Origin of the sequence: Sphingobacterium psychroaquaticum (assembly GCF_004421025.1) — a bacterium.
GTDB lineage: Bacteria > Bacteroidota > Bacteroidia > Sphingobacteriales > Sphingobacteriaceae > Sphingobacterium > Sphingobacterium psychroaquaticum.
The window spans coordinates 4222885-4245485 of sequence record NZ_CP038029.1 but is presented as its reverse complement, the minus strand read 5'-3'; the positions used below and the strand labels follow the sequence as shown (position 1 = coordinate 4245485).

At 43.2% G+C, this 22601-nt stretch carries 15 protein-coding genes; 8 read left to right on the top strand and 7 right to left on the bottom strand.

Annotated elements, in window-relative coordinates; translation table 11 throughout:
* Positions 1-85: 85 nt before the first annotated feature.
* Positions 86-1492: a glucuronate isomerase gene (uxaC, locus tag E2P86_RS17450; protein WP_134433881.1), complete on the bottom strand. Its 1407-nt coding sequence runs from the start codon at positions 1490-1492 to the stop codon at positions 86-88.
* A 239-nt stretch (positions 1493-1731) separates the two neighbouring features.
* Between uxaC and E2P86_RS17445 the strand changes: the two genes are divergently transcribed.
* Both E2P86_RS17445 and E2P86_RS17440 read left to right on the top strand, forming a co-directional pair.
* Entirely contained in the window at positions 1732-2550 is an 819-nt protein-coding gene (locus E2P86_RS17445) for an SMP-30/gluconolactonase/LRE family protein (RefSeq protein ID WP_134433880.1), read from the top strand.
* Between the two features lie 97 nt (positions 2551-2647).
* Complete coding sequence (locus E2P86_RS17440; RefSeq protein WP_085473572.1) at positions 2648-3955, top strand: UDP-N-acetylmuramoyl-tripeptide--D-alanyl-D-alanine ligase; 1308 nt, start codon at positions 2648-2650, stop codon at positions 3953-3955.
* A 35-nt stretch (positions 3956-3990) separates the two neighbouring features.
* Here the strand turns inward: E2P86_RS17440 and E2P86_RS17435 are convergent, their stop codons facing one another.
* From E2P86_RS17435 to uvrA, 3 genes are all read right to left on the bottom strand, one after another.
* Entirely contained in the window at positions 3991-4425 is a 435-nt protein-coding gene (locus E2P86_RS17435) for an RrF2 family transcriptional regulator (RefSeq protein WP_085473573.1), read from the bottom strand.
* Positions 4426-4487: 62 nt separating this feature from the next.
* Positions 4488-6128, bottom strand: coding sequence for an alkaline phosphatase PafA (gene pafA / locus E2P86_RS17430; RefSeq protein WP_085473574.1), 1641 nt, complete (start codon positions 6126-6128; stop codon positions 4488-4490).
* Positions 6129-6141: 13 nt separating this feature from the next.
* Positions 6142-8955: an excinuclease ABC subunit UvrA gene (gene uvrA, locus E2P86_RS17425; protein WP_134433879.1), complete on the bottom strand. Its 2814-nt coding sequence runs from the start codon at positions 8953-8955 to the stop codon at positions 6142-6144.
* Positions 8956-9265: 310 nt separating this feature from the next.
* Here uvrA and E2P86_RS17420 point away from each other — a divergent pair, with 310 nt between their 5' ends.
* From E2P86_RS17420 to E2P86_RS17405, 4 genes are read left to right on the top strand one after another with little or no spacing between them, the layout of a single operon-like run.
* Positions 9266-12010 (top strand): TonB-dependent receptor, encoded by a 2745-nt coding sequence (locus E2P86_RS17420; RefSeq protein WP_134433878.1) that lies wholly within the window; start codon positions 9266-9268, stop codon positions 12008-12010.
* A 45-nt stretch (positions 12011-12055) separates the two neighbouring features.
* A complete protein-coding gene (locus tag E2P86_RS17415) occupies positions 12056-13240 on the top strand; it encodes a DUF4876 domain-containing protein (RefSeq protein ID WP_085473577.1) in 1185 nt (394 codons plus the stop codon).
* Positions 13231-14805: a DUF6850 family outer membrane beta-barrel protein gene (locus E2P86_RS17410; protein ID WP_166785218.1), complete on the top strand. Its 1575-nt coding sequence runs from the start codon at positions 13231-13233 to the stop codon at positions 14803-14805. Before E2P86_RS17415 ends, E2P86_RS17410 begins: the two co-directional genes overlap by 10 nt.
* A gap of 45 nt (positions 14806-14850) precedes the next feature.
* Positions 14851-17079 carry a hypothetical protein gene (locus E2P86_RS17405; protein ID WP_134433876.1) on the top strand — a complete coding sequence of 743 codons (2229 nt, stop codon included), beginning with the start codon at positions 14851-14853 and terminating at the stop codon, positions 17077-17079.
* Positions 17080-17116: 37 nt separating this feature from the next.
* Here the strand turns inward: E2P86_RS17405 and E2P86_RS17400 are convergent, their stop codons facing one another.
* From E2P86_RS17400 to xseA, 3 genes are all read right to left on the bottom strand, one after another.
* The gene (locus E2P86_RS17400; protein WP_085473580.1) at positions 17117-17737 is read right to left on the bottom strand and encodes a hypothetical protein; all 621 of its coding nucleotides are present in this window, start codon (positions 17735-17737) and stop codon (positions 17117-17119) included.
* Positions 17738-17838: 101 nt separating this feature from the next.
* Entirely contained in the window at positions 17839-18060 is a 222-nt protein-coding gene (gene xseB / locus E2P86_RS17395) for an exodeoxyribonuclease VII small subunit (protein WP_134433875.1), read from the bottom strand.
* A gap of 19 nt (positions 18061-18079) precedes the next feature.
* Entirely contained in the window at positions 18080-19336 is a 1257-nt protein-coding gene (xseA, locus tag E2P86_RS17390) for an exodeoxyribonuclease VII large subunit (RefSeq protein WP_134433874.1), read from the bottom strand.
* Positions 19337-19707: 371 nt separating this feature from the next.
* Here xseA and E2P86_RS17385 point away from each other — a divergent pair, with 371 nt between their 5' ends.
* Positions 19708-21444 carry a serine hydrolase domain-containing protein gene (locus tag E2P86_RS17385; protein ID WP_134433873.1) on the top strand — a complete coding sequence of 579 codons (1737 nt, stop codon included), beginning with the start codon at positions 19708-19710 and terminating at the stop codon, positions 21442-21444.
* Entirely contained in the window at positions 21416-22600 is a 1185-nt protein-coding gene (locus E2P86_RS17380) for a dipeptidase (RefSeq protein WP_240775538.1), read from the top strand. The genes E2P86_RS17385 and E2P86_RS17380 overlap by 29 nt, the downstream gene beginning before the upstream one ends.
* Position 22601 lies beyond the last annotated feature (1 nt).

The following is a 22601-nucleotide window of genomic DNA, read 5'->3' as shown; positions in this document are numbered from 1 at the left end:
AGTGGAAAGCCGTAGGCAGCCATGCCTGCGGTCTTTCTCTAAAGGAGTACTACGTTGCTAGACGTACGTACTCCTTTTTTATATATTACCTTTTGAAATTGAAATAATTCTTTGCGTTGGAGTAGCAAATATCCTGTATTATTTTTCCGATCCATTCCAGGTCATGAGGAAGTTCTCCATTGACGATATCTTCCGCAAAGAGATTACACAGCAAACGCCTGAAATATTCGTGTCTAGGGAAAGAAAGGAAGCTTCGGGAGTCTGTTAACATACCGACCAGACGACTGAGGAGCCCCATGTTGGAAAGCGTGTTAATTTGTTTCGTCATCCCATCTTTTTGATCCAGAAACCACCACGCGGATCCAAACTGAACCTTTCCGGCGACGGAGCCGTCATTGAAGTTTCCAATCATAGCTGCAATTAGCTCATTATCCGCTGGGTTGAGGTTGTATATAATGGTTTTTGCGAGTTTGTTTGTGCTATCCAGTTTGTTCAAGAATTTTGACAGCGCTTGAGCTTGGGTAAAATCACCGATAGAGTCCCATCCCGTGTCGGGTCCTAAGAGCGATAACATACGCGTATTGTTATTGCGTAAGGCACCGAGGTGATACTGTTGTACCCAACCTTTTTCATGATCCCATTCTGCAAAGTATATCAACAAAGCGGATTTGAATTTGAGGCGTTCCGATAGCGCCAGAGGTTGGTTGTTTCTTATTTTGCCAAATATAGCCGTAATTTCTGCCTCGGTGTAGTCTTCCGCATAGATATGTTCTAAGCCATGGTCCGAAACCGAACAATCATGCGCCGCAAAGTAATCATGTCTCGATTTTAAAGCTGATAGGAAATCGTTTAAGGTCGTGATCGATTGATTGGTAATTTGCTCTAATTTATTGATGTAGGCATTAAAAGTCTCTAAATTATCACAAGCCATAGCCTTGTCCGGGCGGAAAGCAGGGAGCATGATAAAGGTATCATTTTCTTTTGCAAATGCTTGATGATGTTCCAGGCTGTCCAAGGGGTCATCTGTTGTGCAGATAGCTTCGACATTCATTTTTCGAAGCAAACTGCGGACACTATAATCTTGCGTTTGCAGCAGCTCTGAACATTGATTATAGATCTTTTCAGCAGACTTAGGTGTCAGTAGCTCATGTATGTTAAAATAGCGCTGGAGCTCCAAGTGTGTCCAATGATAAAGCGGATTACGCATGGTATAGGGAACCGTTTCTGCCCATTTTTGAAATTTCTCTAAGTCACTTGCATCCCCCGTGACGTAGCGCTCATCCACCCCATTGGTACGCATCGCTCTCCACTTATAGTGATCACCGTATAACCAAATTTGTGTGAGGTTTTCGAAGTTTATATCGTGTGCAACTTGCTCCGGAATTAAATGGTTGTGATAATCAATGATCGGCTGCTCTTTTGCATAATTATGGTATAGCTCCTGTGCAGGTTTACTATGTAACAAAAAATTCTCGTCTAAAAATGGTTTCATTTATTTCTTTAAAGGGGTTTAAATTTAAAGTAGCGAATGCGGTCTTCTATGTTACAATGGTACTACGATTTTGTCACATATGGAACCTTAAAATACGCAAACGTTATCGTTTCGTGAAAGCTTCTGTATCATAAGTTACCTAATTAATCGTTTTCGAACGAGAATCTGTATTCGGATTAAAATTGCATTTCAAGGCAATATTATTTAAGTTTATCCATACGAAGTAAAAATAGTAAGGTATGAAAAAAATATTCATGGTACTTGCCATGTGCAGCCTGGTTGGCAGCAGCTTTGGGCAGAAGAAGCTTGTTGAGCTGTGGGAGACAAAAGATTTGCCGACTCCGGAGTCTGTTTTGTTCTCTGCAAAGAACAAGGTGCTGTATGTGTCGCTTATTGATGGAGGTGGAGCGGATAAAGATGGCCAAGGTGGTATCGCGATCCTTAACATGGATGGCTCTGTAAAAAATAAGAATTGGATTACAGGGATGGATGCACCAAAGGGATTGGCTATTCATAAGGACTTGCTTTATGTGGCGGATATCAATTCCGTTTCTATTATCGATATTATTACTGGTAATGAGGTCGATCGCGTTGCAGTACCTGGGTCGGTATTCTTGAATGATGTTGCGGTAGATGACAATGGTGTTGTTTATGTATCGGATACACGAGAGAGTAAGATCTACGAATTAAGGGATCATAAACCTACTGTTTTTATGGAAAACACGACAAGTGTCAACGGCTTGAAGTTTATAAACGGATATCTATATGCTTTGGTCGGACCGGAGTTATGGAAAATAGATCGGAATAAGAAGTCTACAGTAGTTGCAAAAGGATTTGAGCTTGATGGCGATGGTGTAGAGCCTGTTGGTAATGGTGATTTTTTAGTTACCTGTTGGGGCGGACTCGTATACTATGTGAAAGCAAATGGAGAGATCCAACAGCTGTTGGATGTGCGTGGGACGATGAATACCGCTGACTTAGGGTTTCATCCCGAAACGAATACCGTTTATATCCCAACGTTTAATAATGATAGCGTAAAGGCATATAAGCTTCAGTAAGCTGGTGAGGCGGTTCGTCGCTGTAGCACGAAAATATAAGAGATAAGCATTGTTTATATAAAATAAACAATGCTTATTTTTGTTTAAAATAATCAACATGGACATTCACGCGCTTTACAAGTTGTATCAGGAAAATCCTGTTATCTCGACTGACACCCGTACGATCCCGGAAGGCTCTATCTTTTTTGCGCTTCGCGGAGAAAAATTTAATGCCAACACTTTTGCCGCACAGGCATTAGCAACGGGAGCAAGTTATGTCGTCGTTGATGAAGCGAATTATGTTGTGGATGATCGTTGCATTTTAGTAGATGATGTGTTGTCGACGTTGCAGCAGCTTGCGAACTTTCATCGGCAGCAGCTGACGATTCCAGTGATTGGTGTAACGGGAACAAACGGTAAAACCACAACAAAGGAGTTGTTGTATGCTGTCCTATCGCAAAAATTTAAGACCTATGCGACAAAGGGCAATCTCAACAACCATATTGGTGTTCCTTTGACGCTTTTGGCGATTCAGGACGATGTGGAGGTTGCTATTATAGAAATGGGGGCTAATCATCTTGGTGAGATTGGCTTTCTATGTAGTATTGCCGAACCGACCTGCGGTTTGATTACCAATGTTGGCAAAGCACATCTCGAGGGGTTTGGTTCATTTGAAGGAGTGAAAAAGACCAAAGGCGAATTGTACGATTTCTTGAAAAGGACAGATGGCCTTTTATTCTTGCAAGGGGACAATGAGCACCTGACAGAAATGGAGAAACAGCGCGGCATAAACCACGTCGTACGCTATGGTTTTTCTTCTGCCAATGATATTATTGGGAAACTTGAAACGGCTAATCCACTGCTGACAATTTCCTGGAGAACACATAAAGAAGGCGAGGCTGCTCTGTCCATTGTAAAGACAAACCTTACGGGGTCTTACAATACAGAGAATATATTAGCAGCTGTTGCGGTAGGGTTGCATTTTGGTTTAACAAAAGAAGAGGTAAATGTGGGGCTGGAATCGTATACCCCAACAAATAATAGGTCGCAAATTACCAAAACGGCAAACAATGTGGTGATTGCGGATTATTACAATGCCAATGCGAGCAGTATGGCTGCGGCTTTAGATAATATTGCGGTAATCGAGGCATCCAAAAAAGCGATTATTCTTGGCGATATGTTTGAGATGGGGGAAGAGTCCTTTGTCGAACACCAGAAGGTAATTGCCAAAGCACAGTCTATTGGGGTAGATCGGTTGATTTTTGTGGGCAAGGCCTTCTATGAGCAACGAGAGGTTGCCGATGAATTTTACCAAACAACAGAAGAGGCAATAGAGGCTATATTAAGGAATCCTGTTTCGGGGTGTACCATTTTGCTCAAAGCATCTCGTGGAATGGCTTTTGAAAAGCTAATGGAAGTATTATAACAGAAGAGCCGGTTTTAAACCGGCTCTTCTGTTATTTAGTCTAATGAAAGTTCTTTTTCTTTATTGATAAGGTTCGCGACACTTGTATCGTTAAGAATTTGCAGCATGGCATTTCGAACCTCGATAAAGGTATCGCGGATTCCGCAAGCATGCTCTTCTGTACACTCTTCGCACGAACGATAAAAGTTTAAGCTTACACAAGGTAGAAGAGCAATGGGGCCATCTATTAAACGCATTACTTGCGAGAGATAGATATCCTCCGGTGCTTTATTGAGGCTATAGCCACCACCAGCACCTTTCTTAGAATACAACATCCCTGCATTTCGCATTTCTAAGAGAATCTGCTCTAGGAATTTTTTTGGAATACGTTCCTCTTCTGCAATCTTGACAATTTGCATGGGTTCTTTTCCATAATTACGTCCCAGCACCATCAACGCTTTAATTGCGTACTTCGTTTTCTTAGAAAGCATAAATTACCTTTAACTGTATATTCACCAACGACAAAGATACGGAATTTCCTTAGCTATTAAAACTATTGTCCAAGGACCTCTACGATCGGTTTACCGATAGATCCATTTGGTTCCATGACATGCAATAAGGACGCAATCGTCGGTGCAATATCAACAATGTGTACCTCTTTATTGCTGACGCCTTTCTTCACGCCCCAGCCCATAAAGATTAATGGAATGTGTGAGTCGTAGGCCGACCATACGCCGTGCGTAGTACCTGTTCCACGTGGCGTTCCGGAATACCATTGTGGCTCCGGAATGATTTGGATCGCACCACTGTTTTTGCGGTTGTAACCATTGATGATTTTCTCCCGAATTGGTGCCGGAATAAACATGTTTTGGTTTCCTTCCATATCGACTACATAGGCTATGCCTTCTTCTTTGTTAAGCTTCGTGATGATGCTTTGTTTTACCTTATCAAGATCAAGCTGTAGAGAATCGATCAACTGGTAGTTCAAGTGAACCTGATAGTTCATCAGGCTGCGCACAATTTTGTCGGATCCGAATTTTTTTGCAAGATCATTGTTCAAGTCGCGCTGAATCTGTCTGGTAAAGAGGTAGCCACCATTTCCTTTTTGATCGGTATAATACATCGGGTTATACGATGCGGCGTGATCTGCTGTTAAGAAAAAGGTATAGTTTCCTTTTCCGACGGTTTCGTCCAAGTACGTAATAAAGTTGGCAATATCGCGATCTAGACGAAGATACGTATCCTCGATTTCAACAGCAGATAAAGAATACCGATGGCCTACGTAGTCGGTCGCCGATAAGCTAACACAAAGGAAATCTGTGCTGTTCGTAGGGTTGTGACCTAGTTTTTCATTTTGTATCGCTGATTTGGCAAAATCTAACGTTAGGGTATTTCCCTGTGGCGTTGTTTTGATCAACTCATACCCGGCATCCTTCATGAGTTCAGACGTCTTTCTTGGAAAAGTAGGGCTCGCTTCGCCGGGCCATTTTCCTTCGTAAGGGTTGTTGTCTGCGATACTATTGGTGTAGGTTTCGATTGGATAGAGGGTGTTCCAGTCTTGTTTTAGGTATTTTTCAGCGAGTTTTTGTTTATTAAAGCCCTTGACCCAGTTTGGTAGGTCTTTCATGTAAAAGGTGCTGGAAATCCAATCACCTGATTTACTCTCAAACCAGTAGGCCGCATCCGCAAAATGACCCGCAGGCAAAATGCCTCCTCTATCCTTAATGGATATACCTATAACTTTCGACTGGAAATTGGTTGCAAGCTTTAGTTGGTCCGTGATCGTGGAGGTCAGCAAGTTGCGCGGCGATTGCTTGCCTTCTTTTTCTGTTGTGCCGACACCTTGAACATTATCATCTTGTGTACAATACATCGCTTCGCCGGTCGACTGAATGATCCAGTCATTGGCCGCAACGCCATGAATCGAAGGAACAGAACCTGTATATACAGAGCTATGCCCAATGGCCGTGTATGTTGGAATATAGTTGATAATGGTGTTCTCGCACGAAAAGCCATCGTTCAGTAAACGCTTAAAACCATCGTTGCCATAACGATCGGCAAAGCGGTATAAATAATCCCATCGCATTTGGTCTACCATGAGGCCAACGACGAGTTTCGGTCTGGCAGGTTGTTGAGCTGACGCTTGAAAGGCAAGCGCTAAGCTACATACACCTGTTATAAATGATTTCCACATATTATCTCTTGGTTTAAGAATGAGCTGATAAATGTAGGTGATTTTTTAAAAACTTCCCTGTATAAGATTCGTTACAGAGGGTAAGATCCTCTGGTGTTCCGGCAAATACCAGCTTGCCACCATGGTTTCCACCTTCCGGACCGATATCGATCACCCAGTCAGCCGTTTTTATCATTTCCATATTATGCTCAATAACAAGAATACTATTCCCTAATGCAATTAAGGCGTCGAAAGCTTTGATCAGCTTTTGAATATCATGAAAGTGCAGTCCCGTTGTCGGTTCGTCGAAGATAAATAAGGTTCGTTTGCTGTTGTTTCCTTTAATTAAGAAAGAGGCCAATTTAATACGTTGCGCTTCACCGCCGGAGAGCGTGCTAGACGGTTGCCCTAGCTTTACGTAACCCAGGCCTACATCTTGGAGCGGTTGAATCTTTCCTAATATTTTCGGTTGATCGGCAAAGAAAACAATGGCTTCATCAACACTTAGCTCTAAAATATCGGATACAGATTTCTCCTTGTATGTAACATCAAGCACATGCTGTTTAAAGCGTTTTCCGCCACAAGCCTCACAAGGGAGTACAATATCGGCCATAAACTGCATTTCTATTTTCACTTCTCCATCACCCTGGCAAACATCGCAGCGTCCACCTTCCACATTAAAAGAGAAAGCAGCAGGTTTGAGTCCACCAGCTTTAGCCGCAGGAAGTGCGGCATAGACCGCTCGGATCTCATCCCATCCCTTGACATATGTTACAGGATTAGACCGCGAAGAGCGTCCAATTGGATTCTGATCGATCATCTCAATTTGTTGGATATGATCAATAGCGCCCTCAATTCCATCAAATAAACCCGTTTGTTCGCCCGAATAGTTTCCTATAGCCTTTTGTAGTGCAGGATAGAGAATGCGTTTAACGAGTGATGTTTTACCCGAACCCGAAACACCTGTTACAACGGTAAAGACATTTAAAGGAAAAGAAGCGTCAGTACCTTGGAGATTGTTTTCGCGGGCACCTTTCACGGTAATGCTCTCTGTCCAACGACGACGGCTCGCCGGAGTGGGAATGCTTTTCGCACCACTCAAGTATTGTCCGGTTAAACTTGTTTTGCTTTGTATTATTTCGTTATAGTTACCCGCAAATACCAGCTGACCACCATGAATACCAGCCTCGGGGCCAATATCGATGATATAGTCGGCAGCCTCCATCATTTCTTGCTCATGCTCAACCACAACGACGGTATTACCAACATCTCGTAGTGATTTCAATACACCGATTAAGCGTTGTGTGTCGCGCGGGTGAAGACCAATGCTTGGTTCGTCAAGCACATAGATAGAGCCTACCAAGGAGCTTCCCAGCGATGTGGCTAGATTAATACGTTGCGACTCTCCGCCAGAAAGGGTATTGCTTAACCGGTTTAATGTCAGATAGCTTAAACCAACATCACATAAGAATTGCAATCTGTTCTCAATCTCTGCCAACAAACGTTTTGCAATAATCTTTTCGTTTTTGTCGAGGTCAAGACTTGTGAAAAAGGTAAGTGCTTCATCGAGCGGAAGCAATACAATATCGGTGATTGATTTTTCTCTTATCTTGACGTAAGTCGCATCTTTTCGTAGGCGTGAGCCCTTACACTCGGGACAATCTGTCTTACCGCGATATCTGGATAGCATCACACGGTACTGTATTTTATAGGTTTGCTGTTCTAGCTCTTCAAAAAACTGGTTCAGCCCCGTGAAATATTTATTACCTGTCCAAAGCAGTTCTTGTTGTGCTGCGGTCAGGTCACCATAAGCACGGTGAACCGGAAAGTCGAATTTTATCGCCGTCCGTGTTAATTTATCCAACCATTCGCCCATCTTCTCTCCGCGCCATGGGGCAATAGCACCATCGTACACAGATTTACTCTTATCAGGAATAACAAGGTCCGGATCGATACCAATAACCTTACCATAACCTTCACACTTTTTACAAGCGCCATACGGGTTGTTAAAGCTGAAAAAATTAGGGGATGGTTCTTCAAAAGTTAAGCCGTCTAATTCAAACTTATCTGAATAGTGTCTCAATTCACCATTTGTCTCGACAAAACACTCTCCTTTTCCTTCGAAAAGTGCGGTTTGCAGCGAGTCTGCTAAACGGCTGTATGTCTCCTCTTCGCTATCCAACACGATACGGTCGACCACAATTTGTATGTCGCCCGGTTGGAAGGTGTTGTTTTTGATGCCTTTGTCCTCAATAATGTTTTCGATCTTTTGGATGCTATCCATATACTTGATCCGCACGAAACCTTTCTGCAACTGGAGGGAAAGCTCTTCCTTCAGTTTTCGGTCATTATAGGGATGCAATGGCGCGAAGATCGTTGCTGTCGTATCGTTCGGTAGCGTCATCATCTCCCCAACAATGGAGGACACCGAGTCCTTCGTTACTTCGCGGCCCGATATCGGGGAGATTGTTTTGCCGATCCGCGCAAAAAGCAGCTTTAGATAATCATAGATCTCTGTTGATGTACCGACTGTAGAGCGGGGATTCGATGTGATTACTTTTTGCTCGATGGCAATGGCCGGAGCAATACCTTTGATATAGTCTACTTCAGGCTTGTTCATCCGTCCCATAAACTGGCGCGCATAAGAAGATAAGCTTTCTACATATCGCCTCTGCCCTTCGGCATAAAGGGTGTCAAAAGCTAACGATGATTTTCCTGAACCGGACATTCCCGTGATTACGACAAGCTTGTTCTTTGGAATATCAACATCAATGTTTTTCAGGTTGTTGACACGTGCACCTTTGATTTGGATGTATGATTTGGAGTTTTCTGTTGACTTTTTCGACATAACTTACAAAGGTAAGCATTTCTAGCGGGTAGTTCGTGGTGGTAGTTGATAGTCTTTACTGGATAGTTCGTCGTTTTAGAATTTTAGTTGGTCGGGGATTCTTAGCGTTATGGAGTTGGGGTGTTCCCGCCTTTGTAGTCTTAGTCGTGGTATGCGCGGCTCTCTCGCTGGAGATAAGATGCTGTAAATTTCTTTTTGCTGTCACAACATATGTTTTTGTGCATGTTTTAAAAATAAATCGGTAAAAATGAGGTGCATTATTTAGATTTTGTCTAAATAGAATTATATTTGTAGCCAATCTTCGTTGAAAATGAATAGAATATTAGTGGTCATTGCGATCGGTACAGGGTTGTACTTGCCTTTTTCGGCTGCGGCAAAAGGACGTTCTTTAGAATATATTACCGTACAACAACAAGAGCAGCAAAAAGTATCGGGTAAGGTTATACACCAGGGGAAGCCTGTTCGTGGTGCAACCGTTCGATTAAAAGAATTAGAACTCTTTGCGATGACGGATGCTGAAGGAACTTTTGTGTTTCCTAATGTGCCTGTAGGAAATTATACTTTACAGGTACAATATACGGGCATGAAACCGATCGAGGTGAAGGCAATAACGGGTGCTAAGCCGGTAGAAATTGCGCTAATCGAAAATTCTATTGCCCTCGAAGATATCCAGGTTGTCGGGCAGGTATCCAACGTAAAAGGGGCTACTTCAACTTATATCTCACGACAGGCTATTGAACACCTTCAGGCGACCAACCTCGGGGAGCTTTTGCAACTGTTGCCTGGGCAAAAAATTGGGAATCCATCTTTTTCGGGCGTCAATAAACCGCTGATCCGTCAGATGGGGGATGTCAATGGCGACAATGTTGCTGCAATGGGAACTGCGGTCATTATTAATGGTGCTCAACTGTCCAATAATGCCGATCTCCAGGCGGCAAATACCGCTCGAGGGGGTGTGCTTTCTAACTTTTCCAATTCAACGGGGATGGGAACAGATCTACGTCAACTCTCGGCGGATAATGTGGAGTCAGTAGAGGTGATCCGAGGAATTCCTTCGGTTGAATACGGTGACCTTACATCGGGAATATTGGATGTGAAGACTAAAGCTGCCGTGGAACCCTTGCAAGCAAAATTCAGATTGAATCCGACCATGCGCCAGGCTTGGTTGGGTCAGGGCTTTAGTACCGGAAAGAACGGAGGTGCTTTGTTCGTGGATGTGGACTATACGCATGCGTCTGACAAGCAAATCCAAACTTCAGAATCTTATCAGCGAATAAACACATCCTTGCAATATACCCATACTGTAGGCCGGAATAAAAATCTATATACGAATACGAATCTGAGCTTTGGGGGGTATTTTGATAACAGCCGAATTGATCAGGATTTAATTATACAACAAGAGCTAAAGCGGGCGGAGAATTATGATTTACGCTTTTCGACGAACGGTCGGTGGAATATTGATAAACGTTTTGCGCGAAACATAAACTATGTGCTTTCTGCACAATATGGAATACAGCATGGATTCCAGCAGGGGATGACGAACGGACAGATTTCTGCCGTTTCCAGTGCGCTGGAGAATGGAACCAATGAAGTTCCCTATTTGCCATCTAATTATTTGGCCAAACTGTGGATCGATGGTAAGCCGCTTAATGTGCAGGCTAAAGTTTCGGATAATTTTTATTTCTCAACGGGCGCTGTGCGTCACGGGATTGTTGTCGGTGGACAGTATAGTTTGGATAAGAATTTCGGCGTTGGTAAGACTTTTGATCCGATGGCTCCTCCAGCAGCGCTTGGTAATATCGCGACAAGGCCACGTTCTTTTAATGATATTCCAGCGATGCAGCAGTTGTCTTTTTACTTGGAAGATAAGGTGTCTGCCAATTTATTCAACAGAGAATTGAGTATTGTGGCCGGACTTCGTTATGATAATATTCAGCCTTTTGCCGATAATAGTAAATATGCTTTTTCACCACGGATCAATGCTTCTTATACCTTGATTGATGGTTTAAATATTCGTGGGGGCTACGGACATAGTGCGAAAGCTCCAGGACTGATTTACTTGTATCCTGAAAATGCTTATGCCGATATTTTTAGCTTAAACTACTACAAAGAAAACCCGGCAGAGAGTCTCGCTTTGATGACTACACGTGTGTTTTCTACCGAAAATAGGGACCTCCAAATTGCAAAATCTAAGAAAGCGGAAGTCGGGTTGGACTACCGATTCTTGAAGAACAAACGGGTCTCTTTAACGTATTACAACGAGCATACGAAGAACGGTTATAGCATGTTCGATCAATACAATTTTGCAACCGTGCCTATGTATACGGTATTATCACAAGAGGCGGGTAAGAAACCGGAACTGAGCCCTGTAGTCAAAGACTCTTTGTATGTAACGGATTACAAGCGCCCGGGCAATAATGTTAACATTACGAACAGAGGTTTTGAGTTTGATGTAGATTTTGGTCGTGTGGAAGCTATTCGTACCTCATTTACGGTGAATGGCGCCTACATGTATACCAAACGTATGGATAATACGCCTTTAGTGTATGCACGTCGTGTCGCAGGTGAAGCGTATAACAGACTTGGTGTCTTCGAAAATCGAGGTAAGGAGTATGAACAGTTTGTAAGTACAATCCGTGCCATCCATCATATCCCTGAGTTACGTTTGATTGTGAGTTTGACGGCACAGACAGTATGGATGGATAAAAATAGATACTTGAATTACACGAGCCGTCCCTATGCAGTTATCCCAATGGTAGAGGGTGGTGCTGGTAATATTGTTGAATTGACACCCGCTGAGATTGCTGCCATTCCAGAAACATCAGGTATTTATCTCAGCATTGCGGATAACTATTACAAAGAAGAGTCCTGGAAACCGCTGTGGCTATTTAATATGAAGTTGACGAAAGAGTTCGGCAAAAACTATGGTTTTTCATTTTATGTGAATAATATCACCAACAGTCGGCCATTGAGAAGCAGTACACGTTATCCGGATCAATATGAGAAGAGAAATATTCCGATCTTTTTTGGTAGCGAGTTAACCTTTAAGTTTTAATCAGACGATACACTGCCGAATGGCAAGTAGAAAAATAAGAAATAGATGAAAAAGATATGTTTTATACTTTTGGGACTGTCGCAGCTGATGCTGGCCAGTTGTAGAAAGGAATTTGAAGTGGTGGATAGCGTGCCGGTTGTTTTTCAATTGGTTTTTCCGGAGAGTTTTAAGGAAGGCGCTGTGCCGGAAAAGGTAAATATTCAACTTAAGAATAATGTGACCGGCGAAGTGCGCCAGTTGGTTTCTGATGTGGAGGGTAAGTTGGCGTTGAATCTGATTCCGGGAACCTATTCTCTTGCCGCGTCTCGTAGCTATACGGCGGCGGAATCAGAAGAACTGATTGGACACGCACAAGAATCTTTTGTGAATGCGAGCATAGCCCCACTATTGGTGGAAACAAGTACGCGGGCGGTCAGTGTACCCTTGAAAGTGAGCCAAGCCGGTAGTTTGGTTATACGGGAGTACTATTATAGTGGTGTACCGAGTGTTTATTTCTATGATTTGTTTTTGGAGATATACAACAACTCGAACGAAACGGTTTACCTTGATAGTATGTATATGGGGAATACGAAGGCAGGAAGCACGTCTGCTCATGGTTTTCTGTCCAAGACAGACTCGGTTTATTTGGCACAAGTATGGATGATTCCTGGTTCAGGCAAAGACCACGCTTTAGCACCAGGAGAGTCGTTTATTATATCGATGAATGCGATCAATCACAGGGACGATCCAAAAGGAAATCCGAACTCACCGGTTAATTTAGGGAAAGGTATTTCCAATTTTGAGACCTATTGGCCGTACACGAATCGAGATACCGATAACCCGGATGTACCAAATCTCTTTCACGCATACGCAAGTACTACAGCTGGGTTTGATTGGTTGCCAGGTTCTAATGGTGGAGGAATTGTGATTTTCGAGGGTAAGGATTTTGCAAAATGGCCAGTTGCCCGGGAGCCGAACGCTACAGGTAACACACAATATAAGTCTGTTCCTGTGGGAGTCATTATTGATGGGGTAGACTGTGTGCCAAATGCTAACGTTGCTGCCGATAAGAAGCGTCTACCTATTTCGGTAGATGCCGGGATGACGACTACGGGAGCGATCTATAGTGGAAAATCAGTACGCCGGAAAGTAAAGCAGGTGATTGGCGGACAGACGATCTTCCAAGATACCAATAACTCGTCTCTGGATTTTGAAATTAACAATACCCCTTCACCACGTAAATGGAATTAACAGCAATGAACAGAAGAATAGTATTAGGCTTGCTCTTAACTGGGGTAACAGGGGCCGCTATGGCGCAAGAGGGAAAGCAGGTGTTGGATAAGATGGTGCTCCAAGAAGTAAGTATAGATAGCCGTAATTCGGCTTTACTACAGACGGTGCGCACTTCGAATATTGGTGAATCAACGGTGAGTTATATGGTCGAGGATGGTGATTTCAAGCATCCTTTATTGGCGGCACAAAGTCATTACTTCGACTTCAGCTCTAAACGGTACCAGGAATTTAAAGGCTGGAAGTTGTATGGTCGATTTGACCTGCGTACAGGTATAGAAAAGGATGTACCACATACCAGTCAGTTGGATCCTTTACGATTGAATCCGTATATCTTGATGGATTCTCTGCAGGGTGATTGGAATAAACAACGTTATGGACTAGAGGTAAAAGTCGCATCTCCGTTTTTTAAAGATCGTGTTGCCGTGGGGTTGGGCTTGAAATATGCGGTAAATACAGGTGCAAGACAACGTGACCCACGTCCAGAAAATACACAAAACGATCTGGAATTGATCCCTTCTGTTGCCTACAAGATTAACGATCGAAATATCCTTGGGCTTTTTGGTAGTTATAATTATTTGGGTGAAGATGTGAAAATCACCAATGTAAATTATAATGTTGCTCACAACTTATATAAGCTGTTAGGGCTCGGAGAGTATGAAGGAAGTTCAGCAATCTTTTTGTCGAGTGCAGACATTATTCGTCGTTACGCGGGGAATCGTTTTGGTGGAGGATTAAATTACAGTTACGCAAACGGAGGGTTTCGTAGTCATCTAGAAGGCTTTTTTCAGCAGCATACCGAAAAAGCAACGGACGGATCGACTTATCCTAAAAATGCAGGGGAACATCGGTATAAGAGATATGGCTTCCAAGCGGATTTAAGCCAAACGACAACATCCGGAATTCATCAACTGCGTGCAGAATGGATTCAGACCGATATAGAAAATGAAGAGTTTCATCAATATCAGGATCCGATTACACGAAACTATGTGACCTTGTTCTCGGCAGTACTGAATACCAATTTGGTAACCCAGACAGCATTACGGTATCAGTTTGGCCGGTTAAAAGGGGATAAGCTGTCGTGGAAAGCGGGAGCAAAAGCACAATATCATGGATGGGACAACCGGTATGCCAGCAACCGAAGTCAGCAAACTGTAGACCGGATGCAGTATGAGGTCGATTTTGATAAATATTTCACCTCAGCGGATCAGTCCGGCCTTGTGTTGCATGCTGGCGTGGGTTATTCAGATGCTTTTAAAACGATTTTCAACTATGAAGAGAAAGCCTATTCGACAAATTTTATAGCGAAGGAAATTCTTTATCCTACGAATGCCTTTATGTCAACTGATTTTTGGCAGATCAATGCTGCGGTCCAATATGTGTTTAAGCCGACGGCTAAATCGGGAACCCAGTTTTATATTAAAGCTAGCGGTGGATATTTAAAACCGACCGAAGGGAATGCGTATTTTGCAAAAAGTATGTCACGAATGAACGGACAGCTCGCAATTGGCATTTTTTCCTTTTAACTTTGTCGCAGCTGAAAAGCTACGCTACTTAGATAACATGTACTCATGAGAAACAAAAAAATGTGGTCACTGGCCTTCGCAATTTTCGCTTTTGGCAAAGTGACCGTACAAGCGCAGGAGATTCAGAAGCCTGGTATTAAATCGGCGACGAGTTTTGCTATTGTAATTGATAAAGGAACGTATCAATATGCAAAGGCGGAGGTGGATGCCTATAAAAAGGCGGTTGAAAAAGAAGGGTTAGGGACGTATATTTTGGTGGAGCAATGGCGTTCCCCGGATCAGGTTAAGGCGGAGTTGTCTAAGTTGTATACACAAAAAGAGGCAAAACTCGAAGGCGCTGTGTTTATTGGAGAAATTCCAATCCCTATGATTCGTGATGCGCAGTTTTTAACTTCGGCATTCAAGATGAACCAAAAGATTCGTTGGGACAAGTCGTCTGTGCCATCTGACCGTTTTTATGATGACTTTGACCTTAATTTTGATTTCATCCGTCAGGATACGGCAAAAGGAAGGGAACAATATTTTTACTACAGCTTGAATGCTGCTTCGCAACAGTTTATCGAGATGGATATCTATTCCGCTCGTATCAAACCACCTGTTTTGGCGGGAGAGGACCCGAAAGTAAAAATCAAAGATTACCTGCATAAGGTGGTACGTCTTCGTGGTGAGGATAATCCGTTAACGGATATGATTGCCTCCACGGGACATGGCTATAACTCGAATGCTATTAATGCTGTTTCTGGGGAAGCACTGGCTTTGAAATCTCAGTTTCCAAACTTATTTAAGCCGGGAAACTCCATGAAGTTTTTAAACTACAGGAATTCAGAGTTTATGAAGTTCAATTTGTTGACGGAGTTGAAACGCCCAGGAATTGACTTTGCCTATATGACGGGACATGGGACGCCTACATTACAGTTGTTGAATGGTTATCCAGATGTATCGTCGCCCCAACCGTCAATGCAAAACGTTGCACGTTATTTACGCTCTAAAATGCGGTCGGCTAAGGAAGATGGACGGGACTTAGAGAAGGTTAAGTCTGATTTTCAAGCGTCATTAGGCGTCAATGATAAATGGTTTGAAGCGGCATTTTCGGAAGCTTCTATTGCCAGCGATTCGATCTATAATGATAATATGGATATGCAGATCCATGATATAAAAGATGGTGGAATCCAAGCGCGTTTGGTGTATCTAAATTCCTGTTTGACGGGCTCTTTTCAACTGGAGAATTATATCGCCGGTTATTATCCTTTCTCCACAAATGAGAATATTGTTGCCGTGGCTAATTCGGTCGGGGTGTTGCAAGATTTGTGGCCAGCGGAATTGATGGGGATTTTGCAGCATGGCGCACGCGTTGGGCATTGGGTAAAGCAGATTGCTTATTTGGAGACACATATCTTAGGTGATCCGACCTTCGCATTCAGTTCAACACGTAAGGCGGCATTGAATGAAGCGCTTGCTACTAAAACGAATGATGCAGGTTATTGGAAGACCTTATTAAAGACGAATGATGCCGATTTACAAGCGTTATCTTTGGTGTACTTAAGTCGTTTGTTGCCGAAGGACGAGGCTTCGAATCTGCTAAAAACCTATTACTTTGACTCTTCTTATGAGACCGTGCGGATGGAAGCTTTTCAGCTTTTACGTAATTTTGAGGACAAGAATTATTTTGAAGTTTTGCATGCTGCAAAAGGAGATTCATACGAGTATATCCGTCGTCGGGTCGCGTACGATTTAGCTGATTTTGGAGGAGACGATTTTGTGAAAGATCAAATTTCTTTCTATGTTTCTGATCCGCATTCAGAACGCGTAAGCTATCGTACTCGTTGGAATTTACAGTTCTTGAATCCGGCGTTGGCACACGATGCGGTAAATGAATTGATTCGTAATAATAAAGCCTTGGTACACGGTGATACGGTGGCCAATAAATTGGATCAGGATATAGATTACCACGCGAAGAAGACGGCAGCGGCTTTAGCTATTATCACGGATGTAACTAAATTGGACAAGGACCGTTTGAGTGAAATCAATTCCTTGCGTTTATATAGAAATCATGCAATGATTCCTGCCTTGACCGCAATCGCTATTAATGAAGCCGATTCGGAAGAGGTACGTAAAACAGCATTGGAGGTCATGGGGTGGTTTAGCATTTCTGTACGAAGACCAGAGATTATCGCTGCTTGCGATACGATCTTGAGTCGTGCAAACGATATAGAAGCTGTTAAGAAAGAAGCGCTGAAGACAAAGAAGCGTGTTTCTTCTAAAAAGCATTCCTAATAAAAAAGCCGAATCGTTAAGATTCGGCTTTTTTATTTTAATGACCGCCGTGATTATGCTCCAATGGAGGGGTAATCATGATGTGTGCTTTATATCCTCCTTCATCCATTAACCAAGGCATACCGATGTTGTTATGCTTGCTGGATAAGCCAATATCTTCCGCTTTAGCGAAAGGCATGTAGATTACATAGCGACGTTTCGCATCTTTTATCTCACCGGTCTCTGTATTGACATTCGATGCTTCTCCCCAATAACCATATAGAATTGTTGGTGTTTGTGGGATTTTTAACTTACCAGCTTTAAACTCTTGTTCCCGGATTTCATCCCGTTGTTTGCGTTTACCCTCTGCTATCAGTTGACGCCCTCTTTCCATAAACTCATCCATAGATTGTGGGTAGGCATAGGAATAATAGGTTGCCATTTTATAGTCGGGAGCAAGGCAAACCATTTTGCTGTTGTTCGTCGGTTCTTGCAAGACAACAAACTTGCCATTTTCGTCGTAGCCGTATACTTTGGCCCCAGGGCGTAAATCTTCAGGAGCAGCCTGTAAGGCTAGTTTGATCTGTACATCTTTTGGTAGAGGCTTACGCTCTACTTTTTGTGCGGAAACAGTGGAAAACGAAATTACTGTTAGCGCTATTGCGATAATTTTTTTCATGGTCTCTATTTTAATGCAAAAATACGGAATAGTAGGTGGAAGAATAGGACAGAAGAGTCATAAATTCAACTTTTTAAATAAAAAACTAGATGTTGTCTCTTTTACCCCGCATCCGAAGAAGGTGTCTCCTCCTCCAGCTTTGCAAGGAGCTTCTCTACTTCTTCTTCGGAGGCTGTGAGTTTTGCTTTACAAACGGTGATTAGCTCCGACGCCCGGCGTATTTTTTCGCCTAATGCATCAATATTAATATCTCCGTTTTCAATATCTGAAACAATCTGTTGCAGCTCTGTGAATGCGTCGTTATAGGTTATTTTAGCGCTCATCTTGTCTATTTATATTGTTTTACGTTTTAGATTGGGTCGTACTGTGAATTGTACCATGGAGCAATTCGGTTTCTACTGTCGCGCCATCGGGCACTTCGTTGACATCGGTTATGGCTTTCCCAGCGACGCGGGTGATACTAAATCCACGGCGTAAGATTTGTTTTGGGCTAGCCAGATTAACCAGCCGACTGGCATTTTCAATTTCTGCATAATGCTCCTTGAGGAGTTGACGGCTGAAGAGTTGTAGGTGACTTTGTATATTATCTATTTTGTTGCGTTGGGTCATGAAAATTGATTTTCCGGACCACGATATTTGTTGACTGAAGTGCTGCAGCTGCGCTTCCTGTTGGGTAAATATAGCCTGGCAGGCGCGCACCATGCGTCGTTGTGCTTGATCCACAGGAATAGCAAAATTATGAAATTTTTGAATCAGAAAGTCGGCCAGCTCACTGGGGGTGATTGCATTTTTGTAGGCGACCATTTCGCTTACTGTTTCGTTGGTGGAATGACCAATTCCGGTTAAAACCGGGATTGGAAAAATAGCAATAGCACGTGCCAGCAGGTAATTGTTGTACGAGGAAAGACCAACCTCGCCACCTCCGCCCCTAATAATGGCGACAGCATCAAATGCTTCGGTTTGCTCTGCTATCACGGCGAGCTGCTTGATGATGGAAGGAACAGACTTGTCGCCCTGCAGTAGAGCCGGGAATAAGGTGCTTTCAAACCGATAGCCCCAGGGATTAGCCTGTATAATCTTAAAAAAATCGGATAAACCTTTACTGGTTTCTACCGAGACAATGGCGAGTCGCTTTGGTACTGTCGGAAAGGGCAGCTTTTTATTGGCATCATAGATTCCTTCTTCCTGTAGCCTTCGGATACTTTCTATTTTCTCTTTTTCGAGTTCTCCCAATACAAAGGTCGGGTCAATATCTACAATCTTAAGGCTTAAACCATAAAGGGGATCATAAGAAATACCAGCCTGAAACAGTATTGTAATACCCTCGCGCAAGGGTTCGTTCAGGAGTTTTAAAAATTGTTGATTGATGCGTTGATAATCTGCTTTCCATAAAACGGAACGAATCTCGGCAACAACCTTACCCTCTTTCTTTTCAACAAGTTCCGGATAGCAATGGCCCGAGTGCGTATAATGATTGAGCTTGTTCATTTCCGCTTTAATCCAATATAGACTCTGATAGCGATCGGCAAGCGTTTTTTGAATGCTGCGCGTTACTTCCAGCAGGGAAAATATTGTTCTATCTTGTATTTGCTCCGGCATACGTCAAACTTAATGAAATTTCTCCGCTCTACCGTTAGTTTTCTGCTTTTACAGCGCGTCATTACACAAGGTACGTCGTTATACTGAAGAGTGGTTACACTGGCTTGTCGTGACACTGGTGCGAGCCTGCCTACCGCAGGTAGGCCTGTGGCTCGTATCCCGCTATGTCGGCTCGTATTCATTGACACCAGTCAGCACCCTCCTTTGGCCTCCAATCCATAGAAAATCTAGGTCGATGAAAATTAGATCAACTATGCGTTTTGTTGCATTATATCAGATTCTTTACGATAAAAAACAACCTCTTTGATCTGTAACACATTGGATTTGCGTATTACTTTACCTAAGTTTACAGAAGCAAACTGTCACAAATTATGAAATTCAATTCGATATGCCTTCAAGCAGTGCTTTTAAGTAGTGTGATCACCGGTCACTCGTTGTATGCGCAACAGAAATCTATACCTACCAATCACACGGTTTTAGTGAGTAATCAAAATAGCCTGCTTCCTTTCAAGCGGTTAGATAACCTTCGGATAGCGGTAGTAACCCCATTCCCAGCACGCTATCAATCCCTTATTGAGACACTGCAACAATATGCAGAGGTGGCTAGTTTTGATTTTAATGGGTATGATGAACACACAAAATACTACAACACGATTATAGTAGCCGGTAGTTCGGATGAGTTGCGCAATGACCTTTTGCTTATGGCGCAGCAATCGGCGGTAAACAAAAAGAACGTCATTTTACTTCGCTTTGCCGATAAGTCGACGGGTAATATGCTTGCTAAAACAGATCATAATCCACGCGTAACCGAAATGTGGTCGGGAGCACCAACAACAGCCAACCAACGGGAGGCGGCGATGTCAATTTTCGGGGGAGCGGCAATTACGGAAGGTAAGAATCGCACGAGTCAAACACGGATAGGTTATGCTGATGCTTCCCAGCGTGGTCTTCAGATTGATAAGATGACCGCAAAGATTGATGCAATTGCTGCGGAGGCGATGGCAAAGAAAGCCACGCCAGGGATGGTCGTGATGGCTGTGAAAGATGGAGAGGTCATTTTTAACAAAGCATATGGTTCACATACTTATGCGCAAACAACGCCAACGAAAACAACTGATATTTTTGATTTGGCGTCGGTGAGTAAGATTGTGGGAACAACTCCTGTTATCATGCATTTGCAAGAAGAGAAAGTCATTGACCTAGACAAAACGATGGGTGATTATCTATGGCAAGCAAAAAACACCAACAAAAAGGACATTCCACTGCGAACGGTGTTACTGCATGAGGCTGGATTTACCCCCTATATTCCTTTCTATAAAAGTTTGAAGGCTGGGGATATCCAATCGACTGAAGATGCGCAGCACCAAGTAAAAGTCGCCGACAATGCATACCTGGTCAATAACTATTATCGGGATGTAATGTGGCCAGAGATGCTTAATTCCCCGGTTAAGCCCGCTGGAAATTATGTCTACAGTGATATCAGCATGTATGTAATGAAGGAGGTTGCAGAGCATGAAACAGCCACCCCTATGGATGAATATATTCAAGAGTTTTTGTATCGACCAATTGGCATGAAGACTGCGGGGTATAACCCGAGAAAACGTTTCGATAAAGAACAGATCGTGCCGACGGAGTATGATAGTACTTTTCGTAAAGGATTGTTGGAAGGTTATGTACACGATCAAGGGGCTGCTATGGCAGGTGGGGTTGCAGGACATGCGGGATTATTTGCTACGGCGAACGATTTGGCAATCTATGGACAATTGCTATTGAACCGAGGTACATACGGTGGCGTTCGGTATTTCAAGCCTGAGACTGTCGATCTTTTTACATCGAAACAGTCGAAGACAAGTCGTCGGGGGCTAGGTTTTGATCGCGCGGATGCTGACGTAACGAAGGAATATCCATCAAAGCTGGCAAATAGTAGTGTGTATGGTCATACCGGTTATACGGGTACCTGTTTATGGGTTGACCCTAAAAATCAATTGGTTTATATCTTTTTATCGAATAGAGTACACCCGGAGGTATCGACCCGGTTGTTAGAATTAAATGTACGTAGCCGTATTCAAGATGCTATTTATGAAACAATCAATGAGAGCAAACGGTAAAGGAGTCTTATTATTAGCTGCGCTGGCCTTTTGTGGGGGCTATGGGCATGGACAGACCAACATGGATTTCCACAAAAGCTTGATCGTGGTCGATGGGCATAACGATGTGATTTATGAATCGATCCTCCCGGGGCGCGATATTGGGAAACGCATGAAAGTTGGACATACGGACTTGCCACGTTTACGCGAAGGAGGCGTTGATGTACAGGTGTTTGCGGTGTGGTCCGATGATAAAAAATTTCCAAAAGGAAAGGCTTTCAAGCATGCAAATGCGCAGATCGATGCACTGGAAAAGATGGTTAAGCAAAATGAAGGAGAGATCGCGATCGCGAAGTCAGCAGATGATGTCCAGCAGATTTTGAAGACTGGTAAAATCGTGGCGCTTATTGGGGTGGAAGGCGGCAATATGATCGAGAGCTCATTAGAAAACCTAGAGGCATTGTATCGCCGTGGTGCTCGTTATTTAACCCTGACCTGGAATTATAACTTGCCGTGGGCTACGGCCGCAGCGATTGAAGTAAAAACGAAATCGGATCAGGGAAAAGGATTGACGGAGCACGGTAAAGAAATTATTCGGAAGATGAATGAATTGGGGATGATGGTCGATCTTTCTCACGGTGGGGAACGAACTTTTTATGATGTGTTGGCGGTAACGTCCAAACCTATTTTGGTGTCACACAGTAATGCGTATGCGCTGATGCCGCACTATCGTAACTTAAAAGATGCGCAGCTGGAGGCCTTAAAGAAAAATGGTGGGGTTGTGGGGGTTAATTTCTACTCTGGTTTCCTGGATCCGGGATTCAATGCTAGGGTTGAAAAGCTATATCGTCAGCATTTCGGGGCGAAAGGAAATTACAAACTATCTGGTACACGGCAATATGAGAAACTGCCAGCGAGCATAAAACAGCAGGCAGATGCGCCGCTAGAAAAGCTACTGGAACATATAGACTATTTAGTTCAGAAGGTTGGGATAGATCATGTGGCTGTTGGCTCCGATTATGACGGCATAGAGTCCGCTCCACAGCAGTTGAATGATGTTTCTAAATTTCCTGTGTTAACGGATGCTCTGTTGAAGCGAGGATACAGTAAAGAAGATGTTGCCAAGATTATGGGACTTAATTTTCTACGTATACTGCGCGAAAACGAAGTCCATTAAT

Coding starts and splice junctions, on each gene's coding strand:
- E2P86_RS17415 (WP_085473577.1), top strand. CDS start 12,056: ATGAAAAAGATATGTTTTATACTTTTGGGACTGTCGCAGCTGATGCTG.
- E2P86_RS17380 (WP_240775538.1), top strand. CDS start 21,416: ATGAAACAATCAATGAGAGCAAACGGTAAAGGAGTCTTATTATTAGCT.
- xseA (WP_134433874.1), bottom strand. CDS start 19,336: ATGCCGGAGCAAATACAAGATAGAACAATATTTTCCCTGCTGGAAGTA.
- E2P86_RS17410 (WP_166785218.1), top strand. CDS start 13,231: ATGGAATTAACAGCAATGAACAGAAGAATAGTATTAGGCTTGCTCTTA.
- uxaC (WP_134433881.1), bottom strand. CDS start 1,492: ATGAAACCATTTTTAGACGAGAATTTTTTGTTACATAGTAAACCTGCA.
- E2P86_RS17445 (WP_134433880.1), top strand. CDS start 1,732: ATGAAAAAAATATTCATGGTACTTGCCATGTGCAGCCTGGTTGGCAGC.
- uvrA (WP_134433879.1), bottom strand. CDS start 8,955: ATGTCGAAAAAGTCAACAGAAAACTCCAAATCATACATCCAAATCAAA.
- E2P86_RS17420 (WP_134433878.1), top strand. CDS start 9,266: ATGAATAGAATATTAGTGGTCATTGCGATCGGTACAGGGTTGTACTTG.
- xseB (WP_134433875.1), bottom strand. CDS start 18,060: ATGAGCGCTAAAATAACCTATAACGACGCATTCACAGAGCTGCAACAG.
- E2P86_RS17435 (WP_085473573.1), bottom strand. CDS start 4,425: ATGCTTTCTAAGAAAACGAAGTACGCAATTAAAGCGTTGATGGTGCTG.
- E2P86_RS17405 (WP_134433876.1), top strand. CDS start 14,851: ATGAGAAACAAAAAAATGTGGTCACTGGCCTTCGCAATTTTCGCTTTT.
- pafA (WP_085473574.1), bottom strand. CDS start 6,128: ATGTGGAAATCATTTATAACAGGTGTATGTAGCTTAGCGCTTGCCTTT.
- E2P86_RS17385 (WP_134433873.1), top strand. CDS start 19,708: ATGAAATTCAATTCGATATGCCTTCAAGCAGTGCTTTTAAGTAGTGTG.
- E2P86_RS17400 (WP_085473580.1), bottom strand. CDS start 17,737: ATGAAAAAAATTATCGCAATAGCGCTAACAGTAATTTCGTTTTCCACT.
- E2P86_RS17440 (WP_085473572.1), top strand. CDS start 2,648: ATGGACATTCACGCGCTTTACAAGTTGTATCAGGAAAATCCTGTTATC.